At 66.6% G+C, this 18,523-nt stretch carries 18 protein-coding genes; 10 read left to right on the top strand and 8 right to left on the bottom strand.

The genetic code is table 11. The features are described 5' to 3' along the window. The first annotated feature begins 113 nt into the window (after positions 1 to 113). Together AC1DGP_RS17885 and AC1DGP_RS17880 are read left to right on the top strand one after the other, a co-directional pair. Positions 114 to 992 (top strand): type 1 glutamine amidotransferase, encoded by an 879-nt coding sequence (locus AC1DGP_RS17885; RefSeq protein WP_476832369.1) that lies wholly within the window; start codon positions 114 to 116, stop codon positions 990 to 992. 100 nt (positions 993 to 1,092) lie between these two features. Continuing rightward, on the top strand, positions 1,093 to 2,805 hold the full coding sequence (locus tag AC1DGP_RS17880; RefSeq protein WP_476832368.1) for a mucoidy inhibitor MuiA family protein: 1,713 nt from the start codon (positions 1,093 to 1,095) through the stop codon (positions 2,803 to 2,805). 171 nt (positions 2,806 to 2,976) lie between these two features. Here the strand turns inward: AC1DGP_RS17880 and AC1DGP_RS17875 are convergent, their stop codons facing one another. Then, a complete protein-coding gene (locus tag AC1DGP_RS17875) occupies positions 2,977 to 3,429 on the bottom strand; it encodes a carboxymuconolactone decarboxylase family protein (protein ID WP_476832367.1) in 453 nt (150 codons plus the stop codon). 11 nt (positions 3,430 to 3,440) lie between these two features. Beyond that, positions 3,441 to 3,869, bottom strand: coding sequence for a cupin domain-containing protein (locus tag AC1DGP_RS17870; protein ID WP_476825564.1), 429 nt, complete (start codon positions 3,867 to 3,869; stop codon positions 3,441 to 3,443). 95 nt (positions 3,870 to 3,964) lie between these two features. On the opposite strand from AC1DGP_RS17870, the gene pdxR reads away from it, so the two are divergent. From pdxR to catB, 4 genes are all read left to right on the top strand, one after another. Continuing rightward, entirely contained in the window at positions 3,965 to 5,383 is a 1,419-nt protein-coding gene (gene pdxR, locus AC1DGP_RS17865; RefSeq protein ID WP_476832366.1) for a MocR-like pyridoxine biosynthesis transcription factor PdxR, read from the top strand. 209 nt (positions 5,384 to 5,592) lie between these two features. Continuing rightward, a complete protein-coding gene (locus tag AC1DGP_RS17860; RefSeq protein ID WP_113517094.1) occupies positions 5,593 to 6,885 on the top strand; it encodes an adenylosuccinate synthase in 1,293 nt (430 codons plus the stop codon). 31 nt (positions 6,886 to 6,916) lie between these two features. Then, complete coding sequence (locus AC1DGP_RS17855; RefSeq protein ID WP_476832365.1) at positions 6,917 to 8,137, top strand: histidine kinase; 1,221 nt, start codon at positions 6,917 to 6,919, stop codon at positions 8,135 to 8,137. A 132-nt stretch (positions 8,138 to 8,269) separates the two neighbouring features. After that, complete coding sequence (catB, locus tag AC1DGP_RS17850; protein ID WP_441504381.1) at positions 8,270 to 8,902, top strand: type B chloramphenicol O-acetyltransferase; 633 nt, start codon at positions 8,270 to 8,272, stop codon at positions 8,900 to 8,902. 104 nt (positions 8,903 to 9,006) lie between these two features. Here the strand turns inward: catB and phbB are convergent, their stop codons facing one another. Genes phbB through AC1DGP_RS17835 form a run of 3 tightly spaced genes read right to left on the bottom strand, consistent with a single transcriptional unit; the run spans position 9,007 to position 11,166 of the window. Continuing rightward, the gene (phbB, locus tag AC1DGP_RS17845) at positions 9,007 to 9,729 is read right to left on the bottom strand and encodes an acetoacetyl-CoA reductase (protein WP_441487967.1); all 723 of its coding nucleotides are present in this window, start codon (positions 9,727 to 9,729) and stop codon (positions 9,007 to 9,009) included. Between the two features lie 33 nt (positions 9,730 to 9,762). Continuing rightward, positions 9,763 to 9,978 carry a DUF1737 domain-containing protein gene (locus AC1DGP_RS17840; protein WP_441487966.1) on the bottom strand — a complete coding sequence of 72 codons (216 nt, stop codon included), beginning with the start codon at positions 9,976 to 9,978 and terminating at the stop codon, positions 9,763 to 9,765. A gap of 9 nt (positions 9,979 to 9,987) precedes the next feature. Beyond that, positions 9,988 to 11,166: an acetyl-CoA C-acetyltransferase gene (locus tag AC1DGP_RS17835; RefSeq protein WP_441504380.1), complete on the bottom strand. Its 1,179-nt coding sequence runs from the start codon at positions 11,164 to 11,166 to the stop codon at positions 9,988 to 9,990. Between the two features lie 299 nt (positions 11,167 to 11,465). Here AC1DGP_RS17835 and phaR point away from each other — a divergent pair, with 299 nt between their 5' ends. Further along, positions 11,466 to 12,062: a polyhydroxyalkanoate synthesis repressor PhaR gene (gene phaR / locus AC1DGP_RS17830; RefSeq protein ID WP_476832364.1), complete on the top strand. Its 597-nt coding sequence runs from the start codon at positions 11,466 to 11,468 to the stop codon at positions 12,060 to 12,062. Positions 12,063 to 12,157: 95 nt separating this feature from the next. On the opposite strand, the gene AC1DGP_RS17825 is transcribed toward phaR, so the two are convergent. Further along, positions 12,158 to 13,849, bottom strand: a complete 1,692-nt coding sequence (locus AC1DGP_RS17825) for an EAL domain-containing protein (RefSeq protein ID WP_441487963.1) — start codon at positions 13,847 to 13,849, stop codon at positions 12,158 to 12,160. Between the two features lie 177 nt (positions 13,850 to 14,026). Between AC1DGP_RS17825 and AC1DGP_RS17820 the strand changes: the two genes are divergently transcribed. Continuing rightward, positions 14,027 to 14,227, top strand: coding sequence for a hypothetical protein (locus AC1DGP_RS17820; RefSeq protein WP_476832363.1), 201 nt, complete (start codon positions 14,027 to 14,029; stop codon positions 14,225 to 14,227). 196 nt (positions 14,228 to 14,423) lie between these two features. Here AC1DGP_RS17820 and rpmF read toward each other — a convergent pair whose 3' ends face one another. Then, complete coding sequence (rpmF, locus tag AC1DGP_RS17815) at positions 14,424 to 14,609, bottom strand: 50S ribosomal protein L32 (RefSeq protein WP_043233137.1); 186 nt, start codon at positions 14,607 to 14,609, stop codon at positions 14,424 to 14,426. A gap of 119 nt (positions 14,610 to 14,728) precedes the next feature. After that, complete coding sequence (gene mtgA, locus AC1DGP_RS17810) at positions 14,729 to 15,448, bottom strand: monofunctional biosynthetic peptidoglycan transglycosylase (protein ID WP_476832362.1); 720 nt, start codon at positions 15,446 to 15,448, stop codon at positions 14,729 to 14,731. Between the two features lie 80 nt (positions 15,449 to 15,528). On the opposite strand from mtgA, the gene AC1DGP_RS17805 reads away from it, so the two are divergent. Next, positions 15,529 to 16,464 (top strand): polyprenyl synthetase family protein, encoded by a 936-nt coding sequence (locus tag AC1DGP_RS17805; RefSeq protein ID WP_441504378.1) that lies wholly within the window; start codon positions 15,529 to 15,531, stop codon positions 16,462 to 16,464. Between the two features lie 329 nt (positions 16,465 to 16,793). Then, positions 16,794 to 17,906 (top strand): branched-chain amino acid ABC transporter substrate-binding protein, encoded by a 1,113-nt coding sequence (locus AC1DGP_RS17800; protein ID WP_441488337.1) that lies wholly within the window; start codon positions 16,794 to 16,796, stop codon positions 17,904 to 17,906. Positions 17,907 to 18,523 lie beyond the last annotated feature (617 nt).

Here is an 18,523-nt window from a genome sequence, read left to right as displayed (position 1 = left end):
CTGTGCGGGGGCGGAATGCGCTTCAATAGCCTTGTGTCCCCGTCGCATCCTATGAGATGAGGCGCAAGGCTGCCCGTCGCCCGACGCATCCCTCCCAAGAGGCGTTTGCCACCATGCTGCATGTTTCGAGACCGCTGCGCCTGCTCGTCGTCGATGGCAACACACGGGAGCAGCGCGAGAGCCATGCTGCCGGCTATGGCAGCCAACCGGGCGAAGCCTATGCCGATGTCGTGCGCTCGATCGCGCGCGAGAGCATCACCGATATCTGCCTGCCCGCCGATGCCGGCGCGAACCTGCCGGACGGTGCGGGGCTCTCGTCCTATGACGGCATCTTCCTCACCGGTTCAGCCCTGCACATCTACAACCTCGAACCGTCGGTCACGCGCCAGATCGAGCTGATGCGGGCGATCTATGCCAGCGGCACGCCCAGTTTCGGCTCCTGCTGGGGCATCCAGATGGGCGCGGTCGCCGCCGGCGGCACCGTCGTCGCCAACCCCAGGGGCCGCGAGATCGGCGTCGCCCGCAAGATCACCCTGACCGAGGCCGGGCGCTCGCATCCGCTGCTCGCCGGTCGCCCGCTCAGCTTCGATGCGCCCGCAATCCATCTCGACACCATCGCCCTGCCCCCGGCGGATACGACGGTCCTCGCCTCGAATGCCTACAGCGCCGTGCATGCAGCCGAGATCCGCCATGACGGCGGCACCTTCTGGGGCGTGCAATATCATCCCGAATTCCCGCTCGGTCAGGTCGCCTCGATCCTCGGGCGCATGGTGCCAGCCCTGATCGCGGAAGGTTTCCGCAAGGACGAAGCGGCGGCGCAGAGCTGGCTTGCCGATCTCTACGCGCTCGATGCCGAGCCGACGCGGCATGATCTCGCCTGGGCTCACGGCCTCGATGAAGAGGTTCTGGACAGCGAGCGGCGCGTGACCGAATTGCGGAATTTCATCGCACATCGCGTCAAGCCTCACATGAGCATGCGCGCCAGGGCCTGAAAGCCAGGGCACATCCGCATTCCGGCCCAATTCCGCCTTGGCCGCGCCGAATTCCGACGCGCCAATCCGCCGCACTGATTTGCCTCGGGGGGAATGCCTGATGATGAGCCGACTTGCCGCCGCCCTGATCTTCGCGCCGAGCCTTGCAAGCGCAGCCGAGATCGAACTGCCGACGCGGATCGACCGGGTCACGGTCTATCCCGACGGCGCGGTGGTGACGCGGCTCGGCAAGGCCGAATTGCTGCAGGGGGCCTCGCAGGTCGTGCTGCGTGGCCTGCCGGCGGCGGTCGATCCCGCCTCGATCCGTGTCGAAGGCAAGGGTGACGGCGCCTTCGCGATTGGCGCGGTCGATATCCGCCCCGTTCCCGGCGATGCCAGGCAGGGCCTCGATGCGGTGATCGAGACCAAGCTCAAGGCCCTGCGCGAGCAGAAGGAGACGCTAGAAGGTCAGGTCAGCGCGATCGAAGCCAAACGCGGGACCATCGAGCGTTTCGGCCAGACGGGCCCCGACAAGCTCGGCCCCGACGGCAAGGCACTGCCGATCAGCGACTGGCCGGCCGTGTTCGACGCGATCGGCACCGCGCTGGTCAAGGTCAATGACGAGCTCCGCATCGCGCGCAGCCGCGTCTCCGATACGCAGGCTGAAATCGAAGCGCTGGAGCGCACAAGGCCGCAGGCCGGCCGCGGCAATGCACCCAAGCGCGACGTCGCGATCGCGGTCGAGGCCAAGGCCCCGCTCGCAGCCGAGTTCACCGTCAGCTACCGCGTCACCAGCGCGAACTGGCTGCCGAGCTATGAGGCCAGGCTGGCGACCGGCAGCGCCGCCGCCAAGCCCGAGATCACCTTCATTCGCCGCGCGGAGCTGCGCCAGCGCACCGGCGAGGACTGGACCGACGTCGCGCTGACCCTCTCGACCACGCGCTCGGCGGGCGGCACGCGCGCACCCGAGCTCGCCCCGGTGCAGGTCGCCTTCCTCGATGCGGCGGTTCTCTATGAGAGCCGCACACGCGTCAGTGCTGCGCCGGCGCCGATGGCGGCGGCCAAGGCGAGGGCCGAAGCCGAATTCGAGGCCGCGAAGTCGCGCAAGATGGCGGATTCGGCGCGCCCGGCAGAAGTCCAGACGGCCCAGGTCGAGACCAGCTCCTATCAGGCGAGCTTCATCGTGCCTGGCCGCGTCACAGTCCCCCAGGGCGCGACGTCCAAGGCCGTGGTGCTGAGCCAGGGCCAGGTCAGCCCGACGCTCCTGGCCCGCGCCACGCCGGAGCTTGAGGAGAAAGCCTATCTCGAAGCCACCTTCCTCCACGAGGACGAGGCACCGCTGCTTCCAGGCGAGGTCCTGCTGCACCGTGACGGCGCTTATATCGGCCGCGGCCGGCTCGGGCTGGTCGCGCCTGGCGACAAGGTCGAGCTCGGCTTCGGCGCAGATGACAAGCTCAAGGTCAGCCGCGCCCCGGTGCGCCGCCGGGAGAACGAGCCGACCTGGCTTGGCCAGACGCGCACGGATCTGCGCGAATTCAGGACTGTGGTGAAGAGCCTCCACGCTCAGCCGGTCAAGGTCACCGTCATGGAACGCGTGCCCTTCTCGGAGAACAGTTCGATCACGGTCGAGACCCTGCCGCAAACCACGCCGCCGACCGAGAAACAGGTCGGCGACAAGCGCGGCGTCTCGGCCTGGACCTTCGATCTCGCCCCCGGGACCGAGAAGGAGATCAAGCTCGCCTACCGCCTGAAATGGCCGGGGGACCGCGAGGTCACGTTCGAGTCCAGGCCAATCCAGCCGGCAGACATGCCGCGCCCGCTGGCGCAGAACTGACTGGATGATCGGAGCGGATCTCGTATCCGGCCCGATGATCTCAACGTCTGGGCTTGCATCGGCTTTCCCGAAAAACCGCAATCCACTTTTCGGGCCGATGCTCCAGCCTTCTGTGATTGCATCGGCCTTCCCGAAAACCGCCATCCACTTTTCGGGCCGATGCTCGAGGGTTCAGCGCCGCACCGCCGCAGGGACGGCGCGGAAACTGATCGCCATCCGGTTATAGGCGTTCATCAGGCCGATCGCGATCGTCAGATCGGCCAGTTCCTTCTCGCTGAACTGGGCAGCCGCGGCCGCAAACTCCGCATCGGGCACGGTGGTGTCGGCGACACGCGTCACGGTTTCGGCCCAGGCCAGGGCGGCCCGCTCCTGCTCGGAGAACAGGCTCGGCGCCTCGCGCCAGGCCGGCACCAGCACCAGCTTCTCGACGGCAAGGCCGCCCTTGAGCAGATCGCGCGAATGCATGTCGATGCAATAGGCGCAGCCGTTGATCTGCGAGATCCTGAGATAGACCAGGTCGACCAGGGATTTGGCGAGGCCGGACTGGCCGACATGAGCATAGACTCCGCCAAGAGCCTTCATGCCGGCAGGCGAAACGCTGGTGTAATCGAGACGCTGGGTCATGGGGTCGCTCCTCACTGGTGATCGGGAGTGGTCAGCACCTCTTCGGTGCTGTCGACGATGAAGACGGCGAGCAGGCGCGCCGGCTCGGTCTTGCTGGCATTCTCGCTGATTGTGTGGTGCGCGCCCGGCACCTCGAACCAGGTCTCGCCGGTCCGGTAGACCCGGGCCGGCTGGTCATCGACCCGGCTGCGGATCGCACCCGAGAGCACATGGGCGTAGATGAAGGCCGAACCGGCATGATGGTGCGGGGTCGAGGCCGCGCCGGGCTTGTAGGTCACCTCGACGCTGACCAGGCTCTTGCCGGGAATGTTGGGAATCGCCTGCCGGAATACCGGCTTGACCGTCTCTCCGCCCGGCCTGGGCGAATGAGCCGAGGCGATGGCGGGAAGGGCGAGCGCGGCAAGCAGGGCCGCGCCGGCTGCAGAGGCTCGAAAGCTCATCTCCGTTCTCCGTTCATTTCGATGGCAGGAGAATGGGCGCCGGATGATGCATGAGAAAGCACCAAGATCGACAGAAACGGCTATACCATGATGTGATGACCGCTCCGCTCCGCATCCAGATCGACCGCAGCGCCAAGGCGCCGCTCGCCTTGCAGATTCACGCCGCCATTCGCGATGCGATCCGGGAGGGCCAGCTCGCCGGCGGGGCGCGCCTGCCGTCCTGGCGCGATCTTGCCGCGCAGCTTGGCATCGCCCGCGGAACGGTCAGAGCCGCCTATGAGAGGCTGAGCGACGAGCAGTGGATCCTGTCGCAGGGCGCCGCCGGAACGCACGTCGCGGACAGGATGCCGGTGCTGGCGGCAGCCGAGCAACCCAAAGACAGGCCGCCCTTTCCTGAGCTGTTCCCCGATTTTGAGAACGCACCACTCGCCTTCCAGATGGGCGTTCCGGCGCAGGATGCCTTCCCCATCACCCTCTGGTCGCGTGTCATGGTGCGCGCTGCCCGGAAGGCCGCCGTCGCGCCGGTCGGTTATCCCGATCCACGCGGGCATCCGGACCTGCGTCGCGAGATCGCCGCCTATCTCGCCATCGCACGCGGCATTCGCTGCACGCCGGCCCAGGTCCTGGTAACCAACGGCTTTGCGGGTTCGCTCGGTCTCATCATCCGTACCTTACGCCTCGAGGGTCGCTCAGCCTGGTTCGAAGAACCCGGCTTTCCCCTGACGCGCAGCGCCCTCCAGCTTGCAGGAATGACGACCATTCCGGTGCCGGTCGATGGCGAGGGCTTGTCGGTCACCGAGGGCATACGGCGCGCTCCGAAGGCGGCGCTGGCCGTCGTCACCCCGGGGCAGCAGGCTCCGCTCGGGGTGACGCTGTCGCTGGCACGCCGGCTGGCTCTGCTCGACTGGGCTCGGCAAGCGGGGGCCTGGATCGTCGAGGACGATTATCTCAGCGAGTTGCAGCTCAAGGGACGCGCCGCGCCAGCGCTCGCCTCGCTCGATCAGGATGGCTGCGTCCTGCATGCGGGCAGCTTCAGCAAGACGATCAGCCCGGCGTTGCGGCTCGGCTTCCTGGTGGTTCCAGCCTCCGTCGCGGAGGCCTTCGGCACGATTGCCGCCTGTCTCGCGCCGGCTCCATCCGCCGCGCTTCAGCATGCCGTGGCCAGCTTCCTGGCCGAGGGCCATTATCTGCGCCACCTGCGCCGCATGAAGCGGCTCTACAGCGCACGGCGCGAGTTGCTGCTCCAGCAGTTGCAGGAGACCGCAGAAGGGGCTTTCGCCATCCATGCCACCGGTGGCCTTGCCGTGCGGATGGAGTTGTCGCCCGGCACTGACGATATCGACATCGCCTTGCGCGCCCTGCCCTTCGGGATCGCGCCGGTGCCGCTCTCGCCCTGGTATGCGGAGCCGCCCGAGCGCCGCGGCCTGTTGCTGGGCATCACCAATCTGGCGGAACGGCGGATTGCGGCCGATTGCGCCAGGCTGATCGAACTCGTGCGGCTCGATGGCAGGTGATCCGCGCGCGAGTGTCAGATGGTCGCAGGATCAGGCCCGATGCGCGCAACTCCGTGCGGACAGCCGCCTCTCCGGCACGCGGTCAATCTTGACCTTGCCGCAATGTTGGCCCATGAGGGCTTGCAAGGACTTGCCCCGAAACCCCGGCCTTGCGTCGGGGTTTTTCATGTGCGCGGCGCTTGCGGCAACGAGGCAGGGATACCAGTCCGATGGCGAATGTGGTGGTGGTCGGCGCCCAATGGGGTGACGAAGGCAAGGGCAAGATCGTCGACTGGCTGTCGAGCCAGGCCGATGTCGTGGTGCGCTTCCAGGGCGGTCACAATGCCGGCCATACGCTCGTCATCGACGGCGTCGTCTACAAGCTCTCGCTACTGCCGTCCGGCATCGTGCGCCCCGGCAAGCTTTCGGTCATCGGCAATGGCGTCGTGGTCGATCCCTGGCATCTCGTCGAGGAGATCGAGCGGCTGCGCGCCCAGGGCGTCGCGATCTCGCCCGAGAACCTGCGCGTCGCCGACAACGCGACCCTGATCCTGCCGCTGCACCGCGAGCTCGACCATTTCCGCGAGACCAGCAATGCCGGGCTGAAGATCGGCACGACCAAGCGTGGCATCGGCCCCGCCTATGAGGACAAGGTCGGCCGGCGTGCGATTCGCGTCATCGACCTCAAGGACCCCGCGATCCTGAAGGCCAAGATCGAGCGCCTGCTCGCCCATCACAACGCGCTGCGTCGCGGGCTCGGCATCGGCGAGGTCGATGCCTCCGAGCTGCTCGAGCAGCTGACCAAGGTCGCGCCGCAGGTCCTGCCCTATGCCGACACGGTCTGGGCGCTGCTCGATTCCGAGCGCCGCGCCGGCAAGCGCATCCTGTTCGAAGGCGCACAGGGCGCGCTGCTCGATGTCGACCACGGCACCTACCCGTTCGTGACCTCCTCCAACATCGTCGCCGGCCAGGCCGCGACCGGCTCCGGCTTGGGCCCCTCCGCGGTCGGCTATGTGCTCGGCATCGCCAAGGCCTACACGACCCGCGTCGGCGAAGGCCCCTTCCCGACCGAGCTCTTTGACGAGACCGGCGAACTGATCGGCCAGAAGGGCAAGGAATTCGGCGTCGTCACCGGGCGCAAGCGCCGCTGCGGCTGGTTCGACGCCTGCCTGGTGCGCCAGACCGTGAAGACCTCCGGCATCGACGGCATCGCGCTGACCAAGCTCGACATCCTCGACGGCTTCAAGGAGATCAAGGTCTGCATCGGCTATCGCCTCGACGGCGCCGTGCTCGAGCATCTGCCTGCCGGCCAGAGCGATCAGGCCCGCGTCGAGCCGATCTATGAGACGATCGAAGGCTGGGAAGGCTCGACCGCCAATGCCCGTTCATGGGCGGACCTGCCGGCCCAGGCGATCAAATATGTCCGCCGCATCGAGGAGCTGATCGGCGCCACTGTCGCCGTGCTCTCGACCAGCCCCGAGCGCGACGACACCATCCTCGTCCACAATCCTTTCGAGGGTTGACGGGCGAGCCCAACACGGACAATTGAGGCCAATGGCCGATTTCTATCCCATCCTGGCGCGCGCGATCGCCGGGCTGCCCGACAAGTCCCCGGAAGCGCGCCGCGCGGTCTATGACCGCGCCCGGACAGCTCTGGTCGCCCAGCTGCGGAGTCTCGACCCACCGGTCGGCGAGGCCGAGATCATGCGCGAGCGCTTGGCGCTCGACGAGGCGATGTCGCGTGTCGAGGCCGATTACGACGAGGCTGAGACCCAGCGCCCCGCCACGACGACGATCCGCCCCGCTCCGGAACCAGAGCCTGAGCCTGCTCTGCCGGCCGATATGGCCCATGAGGAGGTCGGGGCGAGCCCCGTCATCGACCCGTTCGAAAGCCGCCCGGTCGACAGCCAGGAGCCGGTCGACACGCAGCCGGTCCGCCCGCGCGTCGCTCCTCCGCGCGAACGCCGCGTCGATCCCGGTCATATCCGCACCGCCATCGTCGGCGGAGGCGTCGCGCTTGCCGTCGTCGCGATCGCGGCGACTGCCTTCTATGTCAACAAGGTCAATCCCTCCGACACAGCGTCGCAGCGCCCTCGGACCGAGGCGCAGGTCCAGCAGTCGCAGCCGGACAGCGCCGGCAAGCTGAACGACCGGGTCGGCGATGCCGGAGCGACAGGCGCAGGACCGGCCACACGGCCTGGTGGCGCGACAGCCTCGCAAGGCAGCGAGATCGCCGTCGCCCAGCGCGCCATTCTCTACACCGAGGTGCCGGAAACCCCGCAGCAGCCGAAAGCCGTCAATGGCCGGGTCGTCTGGCGGCTCGACAGCGAGAGCGCCGGGCAGGGTCGCCCGGTCGAGACCATCGTGCGTGCGAGTGTCGAGGTACCGGATGCCGGCCTGAGCCTCGACTTCACCATCCGCCGCAATACCGACAGCGCCTTCCCGGCCTCGCATATCATTGGCCTGCGCTTCACGCGGACAGGTGATGCCACGACCGACGCGATCCGCGAGGTCGGCGTGCCGCAGCTCAAGACCGACGAGAACGAACGGGGCGCACCGCTCTCCGCCATCGCCTCCGCGCTCGGCGACAATCTCTTCGTGGCCGCGCTCTCGAATGTGCCGGTGGAAATCGACCGCAATATCGAGCTGATGCAGACGCGCAGCTGGATCGACATCCCGCTGCGTTTCGCGTCCGGACGACGCGGCATCATCACCTTCGAGAAGGGTGTCTCGGGCAGCCAGACGCTTGACGATGCCTTCGGACGCTGGCGCTAGGCACTGAAGAAGAGACGCGGGCACCGATCGGTAAAGCCCCGGAGCGGTTCCCGGATTTCCCTTCGATCGCTCCGGGTAATCTACCCGCTTCAATCTCTCTGGATTTGCGCTGAACGACGGGAGCACGCCGGGATGGCGAACGCCTTTGAAAGCCCGTTCAAGGGCAGGCTTCTGTCGGAACAGGTGACCAACCCCAACATCATCGTCGGTCGGTACAGCTACTATTCCGGCTACTATCACGGGCATTCCTTCGACGACTGTGCCCGCTATCTGCGGCCCGACCTCGCCGATGTCGACAAGCTCATCATCGGCAGCTTCTGCTCGATCGGGACCGGCGCCTGCTTCATGATGGCCGGTAACCAGGGGCATCGGAACGACTGGGTCTCCAGCTTCCCCTTCTTCTACATGTCGGAAGAACCTGCATTCGCCAGCGCGCGCGACGCCTTCCGGCCGGCCGGCGACACCGTGGTCGGCAGCGATGTCTGGATCGGTGCGGAGGCGATGATCATGCCGGGCATCCGGATCGGCCATGGCGCCGTGATCGGCAGCCGCGCCCTCGTCACCAGGGATGTCGAGCCCTACTCGATCGTCGGCGGCAACCCGGCCAGGCCGATCCGCACGCGCTTCACCGAAGCCGACATCGCCATGCTGCTGGAGATGGCCTGGTGGGATTGGCCGCTGGAGCAGATCAGGGACGGCATGGATCTGTTCTGCTCCAACGACATCGCCGGGCTGTACCGGCGCTGGCAGGAAGCCTCAGCGTAAAGGCGCATCCCGCCTGCCCTCATCGCCAGGCCGAAGCCGCGTTTGCCGCGGGCGCCTCGACTTGAGGGCTGTCGGCGCGGCTCGCGCCGACAGCCCGAACACGCTCACGCCATATACTGCCCGCCATTGACCGCGAACGTCGCGCCGGTGGTGAAGGCACCGTGATCGGAAGCGAGGAAAGCGACCATCTGGGCGATCTCCTCGGGCTTGCCGAGCCGGCCGACGGGAATACCGGCAACAACGCGCTTCAGCGCCTCCTCCGGCATGGCAGCGACCATGTCGGTGCCGATATAGCCGGGCGTGATCGCATTGACGGTGATGCCCTTGTTGGCGTTCTCCTGGGCAAGCGCCTTGACGAAGCCGATATCGCCCGCCTTGGCCGCGGAGTAGTTCACCTGGCCCATCTGGCCCTTCTGGCCGTTGATCGACGAGATCACGATGATGCGGCCAAAGCTGCGCCCGCGCATGCCCTCGATCACCGGCCGCGTCATATTGAAGAGCGAATCGAGATTGGTGCGGATGACGGCGGACCACTGGTCCTTGGTCATCTTGTGGAAGAAACCGTCGCGGGTGATGCCGGCATTGTTGACCAGAATGTCGACCGGCCCGTTCTCCGCCTCGACGCTGGCGATGCCGGCAGTGCAGGCATCGTAATCGCCGACATCCCACTTATAGACCGGGATGCCGGTTTCCGCCTTGAACTTGGCCGCCGCCTCGTCATTGCCGGCATAGTTGGCCGCCACCTTGTAGCCTGCCGCCTGCAGGGTCCGGCTGATCGCTCCGCCGATACCCCGCGTCCCCCCCGTGACCAACGCGACCTTCGTCATCTGGTTGTCCCCTCTTCGTTTTGGTCTTTTGAGCTATTGTTCCGCGAGCTTCAGGTCGGGCGAATAGGGCCCGTCCACGTCCTTGATGATGGCCTGGCCGCAGATGACGCGCTGTTCCTTGGCGTCATAGGTCAGGGTCGGGGGGCCATAGAGCTCCCAGCCTCTGCTCAAGGCCTCCGAGACCCGATGACAGAAGGCTGCGTCATCGGGCCCCGTGAGATAGCGATAGAGCGTCGTCTGCTTCGCCATGGTGAAGGCTCAGCGTTCCACCGCCATGGCGACACCCATCCCGCCGCCGATACAGAGCGTGGCGAGCCCCTTCTTGGCGTCGCGCTTGGCCATTTCATGCAGGAGCGTGACCAGGACGCGCGCGCCGGAGGCGCCGATCGGATGGCCGATCGCGATCGCGCCGCCATTGACGTTGACGATATCGGGGTTCCAGCCGAGGTCCTTGTTGACCGCGAGCGCCTGCGCCGCGAAGGCCTCATTGGCCTCGACGAGGTCGAGATCGCCGATCTTCCAGCCGGCTTTCTCCAGTGCCTTGCGCGTCGCCGGGATCGGGCCCGTGCCCATGATGGCCGGGTCGACGCCGGCAGTGGCCCAGGAGGCGATGCGGGCGAGCGGGGTAAGACCGCGCCTGGCTGCTTCCTTGGCGGTCATCAGGACGAGAGCGGCAGCGCCGTCATTGAGGCCAGACGCGTTGCCGGCAGTCACCGTTCCGTCCTTCGAGAAGGCTGGCTTCAGCTTGGCCATGGCCTCCAGCGTCGCCCCGTGACGGGGATATTCGTCCTGATCGACGACGATATCGCCCTTGCGGGTCGAGACGGTGAAGGGAGCGATCTCGTCCTTGAGCCGGCCGGCTTTCTGCGCAGCCTCGGCCTTGTTCTGCGAGCCGACGGCGAACCTGTCCTGTTCCTCGCGGCTGATCTGCCATTTGGTCGCGACGTTCTCGGCAGTGGTGCCCATATGGTAGCCGTGGAAGGCGTCCCAGAGCCCGTCCTTGATCATCGTGTCGATGAATTTGGTGTCGCCCATCTTGGTGCCGTTACGCAGATGCGCGGCATGCTGCGACATCGACATCGATTCCTGGCCGCCGGCAACGATGATGTCGGCGTCGCCATTGACGATCTGCTGCAGGCCGATGGCGACCGCGCGCAGGCCCGAGCCGCAGAGCTGGTTGAGGCCCCAGGAGGTCGCTTCCTGCGGGATGCCGGCCTTCATCGCGGCCTGTCGGGCCGGATTCTGGCCCTGACCGGCGGTCAGGATCTGGCCCATGATGACTTCATTGACCTCACCGCCCTCGACCTTGGCGCGGGCGAGCGCCTCCTTGATCGCGGCAGCGCCGAGATCGTGTGCCGCCGTGTTGGCGAAAGCGCCGTTGAAGGCGCCGACCGCCGTGCGCGCTGCGCCGACGATTACGATGTCAGTATCGGCCATGGAGAGTTCCTCGCTGTTGTCGTGATGGCTCGCCAGGGACCGGCCACCAGGTTCGGCTCTCACCTTCGAAGGCTGTCGCGGCCGCGTCAAGCCGGCCAAGAGAGGGAGAGCGCGGATCGGGCGCCGGTGACCGTGCTGCATCGCAGCACGGGCTCGCCCCTCCCGCCGTTCCGCTTGGTAAGATTGATTCAAAAACGTTCAAAAAACTTGCAGCATGCGGCTGACAGGTTATCGTTGCCGGGAGGATCGTTCCGCTGGACCTGAAATGTCAGGCCCGGATCAACGCGATGCAGGGTATGATGGCCAGCGAAAAAGAACCGACAGTCATCAAGAAATACGCCAATCGCAGGTTGTATCACACGGGCACGAGCTCCTACGTCACCCTCGAGGATCTGGCGGGCCTGGTCCGCGGCGGAGAGGATTTCGTGGTCTACGACGCCAAGTCCGGCGAGGACATCACGCGCTCCGTGCTGGCCCAGATCATCTTCGACGAAGAGAGCAAGGACGGGCAGAATCTGCTGCCGATCACCTTCCTGCGCCAGTTGATCCGCTTCTACGGCGACAGCATGCAGGCATTGGTGCCGCGCTATCTCGAGTTCTCCATGGAGAATCTCACGAAGGACCAGAACCAGTTCCGCGACATGATGGGCAAGGCCTTTACCGGCGGCGCCTTCGGCGGCACCGGGCTGGACGCGATCCAGGCCCAGACCCGCGCCAATATGGCGATGTTCACGGAAGCCTTCCGGCTGTTCAACCCCTTTGCTGCCGCAGCAGCCTCCGGCCAGCCGAAGGGCGATGCAGCGCCAGCCGCCAGCAAGGGCGACGAACTCGGCGACCTGAAGCGGGAACTCTCCGAGATGCGCGACCGGCTGGACAAGCTCGCCAAGACGAAGTGAGCGGGCAATGCCCCAGGCCCGGGCTTGCCCCGGGCCCGTCCTGATCAAGAGTGTCTCGGGCCGATCGCTTGCCCGAGACCGCTCCCTGCCTCGGCTCAGCCCACCGCCCGATGCAGCTCTGAGGGCACCGCAGGCTGCCAGAGTTCGGCCTTGCCGACGAGATGCCCCTGCAGATAGGTCACGCCCCAATCGGTGAGCATGGTCGCCTGCAACTCGTCATCGACCCATTCGGCGACAGTGTCGACCATGAGATGGCGGGCGAGGTCGATCAGCGTGCGGACATAGAAGCGGTCATCGGTCGAACGTCGCAGGTTCTGCGTGAAGGCGCCGTCCAGCTTCAGGATGTCGATCGGGAAGGCGCGCAGATGCCGCAGCGAGGTGTGGCCGGCGCCGAAATCGTCGATCGCGATGCGTGCGCCCTGATCCTTGATCTTGCCGAGCAGGCGGGCCAGGCGGCGCGGATCCTCGATCGTCGCAGTCTCCGTGATCTCGACGATCAGCCGCCCGGCGAGGCCGCGGGATGAGCGGGTGCAGGCCAGGAAGGCGTCGAGCCATTCCGGATCGCCGAGCGAGCGCGGCGAGACGTTGATCGAGAGCGTCATGTTCGGATCGGCCGCGAGCATTTCGACGGCGAGCTCAAGCACGCGGTGATCGAAGAGCCGGACGAGCCCGCGCCGCTCGAGCAGCGGAATCAGCTCTGCCGCCGAGAAGAACAGCCCTTCCGATCCATGGCCGACCCGCAGCAGCGCTTCGTGGAAGGCAACCTCGCGCGTTCTGGCCTCCACGACGGATTGCAGCGCCAGCCGGACGCGGCGTTCGTTCAGTGCCGCGAGGGCCTGGATATCGAATCCGCTGTGGTCCGGCGCCGGCTCACGCAACTCGCGCTGACGTGCGATGACGACGGTATCGACCGCGCCCGCCTTGGCGCCGGCAAGGGCGTTCTCAGCGGCCGAGACCAGCGTACCGGCATGGCGCGAGAGATCCGGCGCGACGGCCGCCCCGACGCGCAGACGCACCAGCGCAATGCCGCGCCCGGTCTCGATCGCGGACTGTGCGACGGCCTTGATGAAGCGCCGCGCCGCCGGCTCGATCTGGTTCTGCGGACAGCCTGCGAGCAGGATGGCGAAGCGATTGCTGGAATAGCGCAGCAGATGGTCGCGTCGGCGCATCACCGAGCGCAGCCTTTCCTGGACCACGCCGATGATCTCATCGGTGGCCTCATGGCCGAAATCATCGTTGAGACGCGCGAGTTCGTCGATCGCCGCGATCAGCACGACTACCGGTCGCTCCGCCGCGAGATGCTCCTGCAGCGATGTTTCGAGGCGCTCGACCAGCGCTCCGCGGTCACAGACGTCGCGACTCTGCGCGGTAAGCTCGTCGGGCCGCACAGAGCGCTCGATGCGCAGCACGCCGCGCGCCATGGCAGGCTGACCGTCGATGCCGACGAACCAGCGGCCGGCATCCTCGATCCACATCTTGCGGCCGCCGAGATCGGCTGCGTAGCGGGTGCGGTAGATCGCACCTTCGCCATGGTCCTGTCCGCCGGTCGAGAAGATCGCGTCGTAGCGACTGCGGCCGCTACCCGGCTCCACCAGCCCGGCGAAAGCGAGACCGCGGCTCATCGCAGCTACCGGAATCGGTCCCAGAACCTCGGCGGCGTTCGGACCCCAGTTCAGCGAATCGCTGGCGATGTCCCAGCTGTAGACCACCTCGCCGATCGAGGAGAGCAGGCTGCGCGGGTCGACGATCGTTTCGTCACGGGTACTCAGGATCGATGGCGCAGGCATCGGTGCAGGGCCTTAGAGGCGCAGGCCGCGGGACACCTTTGGCGTCGTGCCGTCCTGGCCGAACGAGATCGGGAGATGTTTCGAAACGATGCAGGTTTCTGGCTTAACGCCCGGTTAAGGCCGGCCCCTGGATTGCAACTTTCCCTCCAGCGCAACCCTAGCGTTCCGGAGTGGCACATGCGGGATCAGCAATACGGGGCGAGAAGCCACCTGGCGCTTCCCGAGGCATCGACGATGCTGCTGCTGCAGATCGCGGCCAGTCACGCCGAAATCGGTCCGTTCGCGCGCCGGGCGCGCGAGACGCCGCAGGTCGCGGCGCGGCGCTACGAGGCCCAGGCACAGCACGCCGGAAGGAAGCGGCAGCGCCTGGTCGCGTGAGGCCAGGCCCTCTGCCGAGGAGCCGCATGACAGCGGTGTCCCGATGGATCATCCGGAAGCCGCACCGGAGACATCCATCGAGACGCGATCACAGATCGCTCCTCGGCAGAGGGCCTGGCAGGCGCCGGCGGAAACTGGCCAAAGAAAAAGCCGGCCTCGCGGCCGGCTCCTAGACTCGCAAGCCTACAACCGGGGCTCAGGCCTCGGTCTTGGCCTTCAGCACCTGGCGACCGCGATACATGCCGCTCTTCAGATCGACATGGTGCGGACGGCGCAGTTCGCCGGAGTTCTTGTCTTCGATATAGGTGGGCTGCTTCAGCGCGTCGGCGGATCGGCGCATGCCGCGCTTCGACGGCGAAGTCTTTCTCTTCGGAACGGCCATTGTACTCTCCATCGTGCCGCCGTCCGGAAGCGCAGGCCGCAGAGCCACGCCACCGCCACGACGACGGATCAATCTCGTGAGGCGATGGCCATACACGCTCGCAGAGGGGATGACTAGGCCTAATCGACATCTTTCATGCCGGAAGGCACGGCGCAATCCCCAAGCGATCCGAGCTGCGCCATACGGCGCTGGATTCGCCCGCTCGCCGATTGCAGGCCGCGGCTCGGCTTGGCGGGATTGCGCAGGATCGGATTCGGCAGCGCACCGGCGAGCCGTGCAGCCTCGCCAGTGTTCAGGCGGGCGGCAGGCTTGCGGAAATGGCGTTGGGCGGCGGCTTCCGCGCCGAAAACGCCATCGCCCCACTCGGCGACGTTGAGATAGACCTCGATGATCCGCGGTTTCGGCCAGGCGAAGTCGATCACGAGCGCGAGCGGAATCTCGAGCGCCTTGCGCAGATAGGAGCGCCCCGGCCAGAGAAAGACGTTCTTAGCCGTCTGCATGGTCAGCGTCGAAGCGCCGCGGCTCGGGCCATCCTCATCATCGAGCACGGCGTTGAGCTCGATCCAGTCGACGCCAGAATGGCTGCAGAAGCGCTGGTCCTCGGCGGCGATGACGGCGCGGATCAGCGAAGGCGAAATCTGCGTGAGCGGCACCCATTGCCGTTCCACCGGCTGAAAGCTCAGCCAGCGCGCGAGCATCAGCGTCGAGGGAGCGGGCATGAACCGAAAGATCAGCAGCCCGAGCGCCAGGACAACGGCGAGCCCGATGAGGATGCGAAAACACCACCCCAATGCGCGGCCGACAATTCCTCGCCGCCGCGTTTGCTCGTGACCCGCCATGACCGCCATGCCCCCGCAACTTGACGATTCCGCCCCCATCCGGCAAGCCCCCGCCACCGTTGCGAACGCGAGATCAGCGCATGAGTTCCGCCGCAGATGACGCCCTTCCGGCCCGTCTTTCACAGACGGCCGATGCGATCGAGGCCCTCCTCGACGGTCTGCTCCAGGCTGTTCCGGGAGCGGGCGAGATCGCGCGCCCCGAACGGCTGCTCGCGGCCATGCGCCATGGCGCGCTCGGCGGTGGCAAGCGCCTGCGGCCCTTCCTGACGGTCGAGACGGCACTGCTCTTCGGGGCCAGCGAAGCGCAGGCCTTGCGAGCCGGCGCAGCCGTCGAGCTGCTGCATTGCTATTCGCTCGTCCATGACGACCTGCCTTCGATGGATGATGACGATCTGCGCCGCGGACGACCGACGGTCCACAGGGCCTTCGACGAGGCAACCGCGATCCTGGCCGGGGATGCGCTGCAGACGCTCGCCTTCGAGGTCCTTGCCGACCCAGCCACCCACGAGTCGGGTGCGGTCCGCGCGGCGCTGGTGCTTTGCCTCGCCCGGGCGTCCGGGCTCGGCGGCATGGTCGGCGGCCAGATGTTCGATCTCGCGGCGGAGGGACGCTTCGACCCGGGCTCGAACGCGTTGGCCGAGAACGAAATTCGTCGACTGCAGGCGATGAAGACGGGGGCGCTGCTGGCGGCCAGCGTCGAGATCGGTGCGCGCCTCGGCGGCGCCGATGAGGCCGCCCTTGCCGCGCTTGGGCAATACGGCCGGGCAGTCGGCGCCACCTTCCAGGTGGCCGACGACGTCCTCGACGTCGAGGCGAGCCAGGAGCAGATGGGCAAGGCCACGGCCAAGGACCAGGACAAGGGCAAGGCGACCCTGATCAGCGCGCTCGGTCTCGCCGGCGCCAAGCGCGAGCGCGACCGGCTCTGCGAGGAGGCCGTCGCGGCCGTGTCGGGTTTTGGCGAGGAGGCCGCGATGCTGCGGGCTGCGGCATGGTTCGCAGCGACGCGGCAGAACTAGGGCCCGAGCTCCGCAGCGATGACATCCACGCAGTTTTGCGTGGGGCGGCAGCATGCAGCTCCGCATTAGGCATGGACTCTGCGCCGCAGGACATGCCCACGGACGGAGGGCAGCCGCTCGCCCGGCCGACCCGGCAATTTTGACACCCACCCCACCTGGCGGGCGCAGTGCCGCGGGCAGGCCTGCTGCCCTATAAAACCCGCGAGCGATCTCTATGCACGTTTCGCCCCTGCCCGGCCTCCCCGCGCAGTGGCAGGGTATTCGACCGCTTCACCACGAAGGCTCGCATCCAGGACAGGAACTGCGAGCCAGTTGAGGAGAGGATTGTGATGAGCAAGTTCAAGTTCTTCGTCAGTGCGGCGTTTGCTGCCACGCTGCTCGCCTCGGCGCCGGCCGCACGGGCCGATATCGTCATCGGCCTCATCGCACCACTGACGGGTCCGGTCGCTGCCTATGGCGACCAGGTGCGAAACGGCGCAGAGGCGGCGATCGACGCCATCAACAAGAAGGGCGGCGTGCTCGGCGAGAAGCTGGTGCTCAAGCTTGCCGATGATGCCGGTGATCCCAAGCAGGGCGTTTCGGCCGCCAATCTGCTGGTCGGGGACAAGGTGCGCTTCGTTGTCGGGCCGGTGACGTCGGGCGTCGCGATTCCCGCGTCCGATGTCTTTGCCGAGAACGGCGTGCTGATGGTCACGCCGACAGCTACGGCGCCGTCACTCACCACCCGAGGGCTGACCAATGTTCTGCGGACATGCGGCCGCGATGATCAGCAGGCCGAGGTCGCCGCCAACTATGTCCTGAAGAATCTCAGGGACAAGCGGATTGCGGTCATCCACGACAAGGGCACCTACGGCAAAGGCCTCGCGGATGCCTTCAAGAAGGGGATCAACGCCGGCGGCCTGAACGAGGCGCTCTACCTGTCGCTGACACCGGCCGAAAAGGATCTCTCGGCCATCACCACGCGTCTCAAGGCCGCCAATATCGACCTGATCTATTTCGGCGGCTACCATCCGGAAGGTGGTCTCCTCGCCCGGCAGCTTCGCGACGCCGGGCTCAAGGCCACCATCATCGGCGGCGAGGGGCTTTCCAACACGGAGTTCTGGGCGATCGCCAATGAGACGGCGGCAGGCGCACTCTTCACCAACGCGACAGATGCGCTGAAGAACCCCGACTCCGCGGAAGCGGTCAAAGTTCTCAAGGACAAGGGTATCCCGCCGGAAGCCTTCACGCTCAATGCCTATGCCGCGGTCGAAGTGCTGAAGGCCGGCATCGAGAAAGCCGGCAAGGCCACCAATGCCGCCGCAGTCGCGACAGCGCTGAAGTCCGGAGGGCCCATCACCACCGCCATCGGCAAGCTGGCCTACGACAAGAATGGCGATCTCAGCTCGCCGGCGTTCTCGATGTTCAAATGGGAGGGCGGCAAGATCGTCGCCGTGGAATAACGAGCAGGTTCGGGCGCGAAGACGGCAAACCCGTGCCTTCTTCGCGCCACCGCCTGACTTCCTCGTTGATCCCGATGCCCCTGCCAGCTCGACGCTCTGCGCCAGGCTCTTCCAGGGCCGGGGCCGCGCGCCGAACATTGCCTGCCTCAACCCATGATTGAAGGGGAGTGGGGAGTGGAGCTGGACAATCACAACAACCTCGGACTTCGTCGGCAGCAATGCGGGAGCATCCGCCTTGCGCTCGGTTCCGTCCTCCGGCAACAATGCCTCATGATCAGGACGCCATTTGCGACGCTACTCTGCGTCACCGCACTCACAGCATGCAGCCCGACGCCAGTGCGTCAGGTTATCGTGCCGGACAGCACGCCCGAGAAGCGCATCATAAGGTCGGGCAGCGACTTCGTCCTGCCTGACGGCACGCGCGTGACACCCGACCAAAGCGGCGGTTTCCAGCTGCCCAACGGCGATTATGTCCGGCGGGATCCACGCGGCGCATTGATACTGCCCACGGGCGCGCGCTGCGTCCCGGACCCAACCGGATATGTTTGTCCCTGATCAACGGCCATCGTCGCCGGCGCGCTATCAGGAGCCAATCTGCTCCACGAGCGGCGCCGCCG

It is taken from the genome of Allobosea sp. 05T433, assembly GCF_056396065.1.
Note: the sequence above shows the minus strand (reverse complement) of the source record. Positions and strands in the feature narration are given on the sequence as shown.